Source organism: Actinomadura rugatobispora, from assembly GCF_042656285.1.
Taxonomy (GTDB): domain Bacteria; phylum Actinomycetota; class Actinomycetes; order Streptosporangiales; family Streptosporangiaceae; genus Spirillospora; species Spirillospora rugatobispora.
Window position 1 is genome coordinate 1 of record NZ_JBHSON010000201.1, and the last position, 4,955, is coordinate 4,955.

Here is a 4,955-nt window from a genome sequence, read left to right on the forward strand (position 1 = left end):
ATATGTGGCTCAGGAGCGTCCGCAATACCATGGACGGACAGATGAAATGACGCCTCCTCGCTCACTCGGTAGCTGCGCTCCTGCCGTTCGGCTGCGGCGGGCGTGACCGACTCACGGATAACGGGATAAAGCAAAGGCGCTCAAATCAGAAAGGGCCGGAGAAAAGGATGCGGCGTTGCCGTTTTTCCATAGGCTCCGCCTCCCCTGACGAGCATCACAGAAATGGACGCTCAAGTCAGAGGAGGACGAAACCCGACAGGACTTAAAGATGCCGGTGATTTCTCTCCGGCGGCTCCCTCGTGCGCTCTCCTGTTCCGACCCTGCCGTTTACCGGATACCTGTTCCGCCTTTTTCCCTTTCGGGAAGCGTGGCGCTTTCTCATAGCTCACGCTGCTGGTATCTCGGCTCGGTTTAGGTCGTTCGCTCCAAGCTGGGCTGTATGCACGAACCCCCCGTTCAGCCCGACTGCTGCGCCCTTTCCGGTAACTATCATCTTGAGTCCAACCCGGACGGACACGCAAAAACGCCACTGGCAGCAGCCATTGGTAACTGGATATATACGAGAGAGATATTGAGAGGTCTTGAAGTGGGTGCCTAACTGCGGCTACACTGAAAGAACAGTTTTGGTATCTGCGGTCTCGTATACCCAGTTACCCGGTTAAGCAGTTCCCCAACTGACTTAACCTTCGATCAAACCGCCTCCCCAGGCGGTTTTTTCGTTTACAGTGCAAGAGATTACGCGCAGAAAAAAAGGATCTCAAGAAGATCCTTTAAATGATCGTCAGTTCTGTTATCCCCGGAGCTCCATCCATCCCACGGAAAAACACCCGCCACTGATGCCCTCAGCGCACTGCACATCATGTACAAACCACTCCCTCCCTCCTTTTTTATTGCGTTTCTTAATGCGCAATGGTAGCTTTGTGCGCAACAAAAAACGCAATAGCAAGGGGGGGTAATGAGAGAAAGAACAAATATCATGCTAGATATAGGATTAAAGCAATCCTTACAACGGCTTTCGAATAAAACCAAAATGAGTCTAAGTGATCTTATTAACCAGAGATTATCAGGTTCACTTTCAGTTGAAGAACGCATTGGCGAAAAGCCTGAATGGATGAGAAACCTTGATCCCTATCTCGCCAATCACTTTTCAAATATTGAGTTACCGCTCCCTTCACCATTAAAAGAATACCAAGAAAAAATGGATGAGATAGATTCAATTATTAATGACATGATGGTTCTAAAGGAATATTTCAGAGCTAAGTTTTACGACGAAATAAAATAGGCACGCTATACGGAGGCGGAGAATTATGTTTTTTAAACGGTATTTAACGGAGAAGGAAATATACAAGGCAGCACTCCCAATTGTTAGGCTTCAAGGGAGAGTTAACACTTCATTACGTTTTTTATCCAAATACTCAGATGTAAACAAAAATGGATTAATTGCATTGCATCTTAATTTATTACATTTTATCTCATACAACATACACGGTGTAGAGTCTCTGAAAATCACTCAAGCAGGCATAAACAAAGCTGTACAACAAAGCCCTCACGCAGATGAAATAAAAAATATTGCGCAGGCAATAGGACGCAAAGGACCTGAGTACATCGAAGGATTAATTAGAAACCCATGGGGGAAGAAAAATGATAATCCACTAATATTTATAATGAGCATTGAAGAAAGTATAAAAGAAACCCTTAACTCAGGTTATATGTTATATAGAGTAGCTCCCATAACTGAGGGTGAAGCAGCTGCTTTCATGGATGTTCTTAAACAATTATTATTATTTGAGGATAATTTTCGCCTTTTTGGTAGAGACTTGGTTTATAAAATAGAAAAATTAAAAATCAGATAACAAAGTATGGTGAACGAAAAATGAAAGAGAGGATAGTGAAATGTGTAATACCAAGATTCTCAACTATGTATTGGTTAATTGCGTTCCTAGCATTTATATTCCCCGGTCGATCTTTTGCTGACGGTTACACCGCTTACTACCGATGTAATGGTACTCAGGAAGCATCTCTTACTGTTAAAGATAACAAACTAAGTATGGTTGTAGGTCTTTCTAAGTTTAATAGGCAACTGGATACTTATAGATTCAAAGAAAAGGGAATCGAAGTAGTAATGCAGAGAGCTGCTTCTGATGATAACTCTGAGGCCATAATGTCTTTTATTATGCCTGACGTTAACAATATGACCTTATTAGTTAAAAATAACGGCTACATTATCGTTAAGACAACCTGCTGGTTAACTAAAACCGACAAACAGTAGAACACGTAGTTAGTCGAGTATTTACCATAATACCTGTTGTCGGCATCAAAAAAGCCCGCATAGCGGGCTTCAGTCGTAAACTTCGCGGCGATGTCCAATCGTGGCGGCAAGGATAACAAGCTCGTCATCTCGGATCTCACACAGAACGCGATAATCTCCCACCCGATAGCGCCAGAACTCGCCCAGCTCACCTTTGAGCGGCTTCCCTGACTGGCGAGGATCGGCAGCAACTGCAATGCGTAAACTCATAAAATCCACAATCCGTCGTGCGTTCTGTTTGTCCATCTTGCGTAACGATTTGAGCGCCCGATCGGAATAGTTAATCGTCCAGACCAAGTGACTTCCTCACGTCTTCAGACGAATGCACTGCTTCATCACCACGGCGAACGCGTGCAGCAGTTTCTGCTGAAAGATAATAATCCTCCAGGTCTTCCAGATGCGCCAGTATTGCTTCCCGCGCATAAAACGTCTTTGTTCTGCCGGTTTGCTTCGCCAGCGAGTCCAGACGGGACTCAATCTCATCAGATAACCGGATAGCAAGCATATAAACCTCCCGAACACCATTTGCTATACATGTATATCAACAGTACCACAATCAACCTAAAAGAACAAAAAATAATCTTGTTAGCCCCTCTTGATAATCCGTAACGCGGTCAATATATCTAGCTTGAGGGCTTTCCTCTTAACTATTGAAAGGATAACGATTATGGGTCTTAAGCCGGGTCCGAAACGAATTGCCGATTCAACAGGGGAACCTGATAAACGCCAGCGTGACAATAAAAAAACGCCGGGAAATACTGACAAATTGAAACCCAGCAAATCTTCAAAAAAATAAGTCAGTAGTTAAAAGCCCTCCGGGGCTTTTTTGTATCTGCCGTTCACGCTGATTAAACATAACACCCGTTGCCCGCACCGCCCCGGACGGGTTCGCCGCGAACGGGGTGGCAGTCAGGTAAAACCGGCAACAAACCACCCGATAAACCGCCCCGTTCGCGACAGATAAATTTTACCTGGCTGCATAGCCATGCAGCCAGGTGAATGACATCCGGTTTCAGCGTAAATGCCCGATGAGAACCCTGTTTTCCTGCATTTCAGCCCAGCGACGGACCGTCATAGCTTCGCTGCCGGGAACGCGCTTCCGTCAGTTCCTTTTCGTGCTGCCGTTGCTCGTGCGCCCGTTCTGCGGCCACGGCCATCTCATGACGCTGCACTACCGGCTCAAACGCTGCAGTTGCCCGCTCAAGCGTTCCACCTGCTGACTCAAGCGCGTCACGCGCTCGCTCAGCGCCGCGTTCTCCCGTTGCATAAGCCCTGACATTTTCCGCCATTCCCCGAAGGCGCTCTCCCACTCGTCCAGCCTTTTCGAGTAGTCCTGCTGTAGCTGCTCTAATGCGCTCAGCAACTGTTTTTCCAGCTCGGTCATCGGCACTTACTCCTTCACCAGTCTCAGCGCGTTCTGCTTCGACCGCCCGTTCCCGACCGTCCAGCTCTGCGTCCTGTCTACGGCCGTCCCCTTCGGCAGCACCAGAAAACGTCCGTTGCTGTCTTCCAGGTACGTCACGCCCCAGGTCTTCGCGTTCAGCTTCGACAGCGCTGCGTTCTGCCGGTCGATTTCGGCCAGATTTGACGCTATCAAGCTCCCCTGATACCACAACACCCCGCTCAGGCTGGCGAACAGCAGTCCTGACACCATCGTGATGGTCAGCCATGTCCGCCCGACCATACGCATCACGCTCAGGCGGTTCGACTGCATGGCCGCGCTCATACCCTGCTCGTGGGCGCGGATGGCGGCGCTGATTCTCTTCCCGCTTTCGCTCAGTTCCGCTCTGACAGACTTCTCGTGCTCGCTGAATGCGGCTTTCAGCATTTCGCCGGTACTCTGCTGCTGCGCTTTCGATTTCTGCTCTAAGTCCTTCGCCAGCGTTAAAAGACTGTTCATAGATGGCTCCCTTAAGTCGGATGTTTCGCCCTCCGTCCGGGTCGGCAATGCTGATGCTGCTCTTTGTGGTGCGCACGACCTCAAAACCTGCGCTTTCCAGCGCCTCAGTGACGTCCTGACGCGTTTTAAGCTCCCCTGACGAGGCGAGGGCCAGTAAGCCCCGCGTAATAGCCTCTGCGGCTTCCTGCTTCGTTTTGGGTAACGAAGATGGCGTCACCAGCGCGCGCCGGTTCTCCGGTGCGTTCGGGTCGTGCAGCCCCAGTCGCCCGTTCACCACGGTCTGCCACGCATCGATGCGCGGACGGTCTGCCCGGTCGTAGTACGGCTGGAGACGCCTGCCGGTCAGCAGTTCCGTGTTCGGTACCAGAAAATTCAGTTCCAGCCGCCCCTTGTCCCGGTGTTCAACCCACAGCACGCTGTACTGGTCTTTATCGAGTCCGGGCATCAGAACCCGCTCGAAGCTCGCCATCAGCTTTTCACGCTGGCCGGGCGGTAAATCCTGTTCAGCAAAAGACAGGACGCCGGAGGTGTACTTTTTGGCGTAGGGCGAGGCGTCGATAAGCTCCCGGACCTCCTCCGGCTTTCCCTGCAGGACGATGGCCCCGTCGCGCTGGCGGTCTTTCCCCAGCAGATAATCCACCGGCCCGGCACCGCCGCCTCGCCCTCGCGGATGAAACTTAACGATCATCGTCTGCCCCCTTTTCCAGCACGGCATGCCGCAGCCGCTCGAGTTCGGCATCAAAGGCC

General features: G+C 50.1%; 6 protein-coding genes. 3 read left to right on the top strand and 3 right to left on the bottom strand.

Going from position 1 to position 4,955, the window contains the following annotated elements:
* Positions 1 to 955: 955 nt before the first annotated feature.
* The 3 genes from ACFPZN_RS55630 to ACFPZN_RS55640 are packed head-to-tail and all read left to right on the top strand — an operon-like array spanning position 956 to position 2,269.
* Positions 956 to 1,282: a hypothetical protein gene (locus tag ACFPZN_RS55630; protein WP_050516389.1), complete on the top strand. Its 327-nt coding sequence runs from the start codon at positions 956 to 958 to the stop codon at positions 1,280 to 1,282.
* 25 nt (positions 1,283 to 1,307) lie between these two features.
* Entirely contained in the window at positions 1,308 to 1,853 is a 546-nt protein-coding gene (locus ACFPZN_RS55635; RefSeq protein WP_023317533.1) for a hypothetical protein, read from the top strand.
* 20 nt (positions 1,854 to 1,873) lie between these two features.
* Positions 1,874 to 2,269: a hypothetical protein gene (locus tag ACFPZN_RS55640; RefSeq protein WP_004198361.1), complete on the top strand. Its 396-nt coding sequence runs from the start codon at positions 1,874 to 1,876 to the stop codon at positions 2,267 to 2,269.
* Positions 2,270 to 2,338: 69 nt separating this feature from the next.
* Here the strand turns inward: ACFPZN_RS55640 and ACFPZN_RS55645 are convergent, their stop codons facing one another.
* From ACFPZN_RS55645 to mbeA, 3 genes are all read right to left on the bottom strand, one after another.
* Entirely contained in the window at positions 2,339 to 2,554 is a 216-nt protein-coding gene (locus ACFPZN_RS55645; protein WP_012000841.1) for a type II toxin-antitoxin system RelE family toxin, read from the bottom strand.
* A gap of 34 nt (positions 2,555 to 2,588) precedes the next feature.
* Positions 2,589 to 2,813, bottom strand: coding sequence for a type II toxin-antitoxin system RelB family antitoxin (relB, locus tag ACFPZN_RS55650; RefSeq protein ID WP_000879771.1), 225 nt, complete (start codon positions 2,811 to 2,813; stop codon positions 2,589 to 2,591).
* Positions 2,814 to 3,360: 547 nt separating this feature from the next.
* Positions 3,361 to 4,955, bottom strand: a 1,595-nt coding sequence (mbeA, locus tag ACFPZN_RS56865) for a plasmid mobilization relaxase MbeA (RefSeq protein WP_465252314.1), incomplete at its 5' end; no start/stop codon positions are given.

Excerpts from the sequence above, each read along its gene's own strand:
- ACFPZN_RS55640 (WP_004198361.1), top strand. The coding sequence starts at position 1,874 with ATGAAAGAGAGGATAGTGAAATGTGTAATACCAAGATTCTCAACTATG.
- ACFPZN_RS55630 (WP_050516389.1), top strand. The coding sequence starts at position 956 with ATGAGAGAAAGAACAAATATCATGCTAGATATAGGATTAAAGCAATCC.
- ACFPZN_RS55645 (WP_012000841.1), bottom strand. The coding sequence starts at position 2,554 with ATGGACAAACAGAACGCACGACGGATTGTGGATTTTATGAGTTTACGC.
- ACFPZN_RS55635 (WP_023317533.1), top strand. The coding sequence starts at position 1,308 with ATGTTTTTTAAACGGTATTTAACGGAGAAGGAAATATACAAGGCAGCA.
- relB (WP_000879771.1), bottom strand. The coding sequence starts at position 2,813 with ATGCTTGCTATCCGGTTATCTGATGAGATTGAGTCCCGTCTGGACTCG.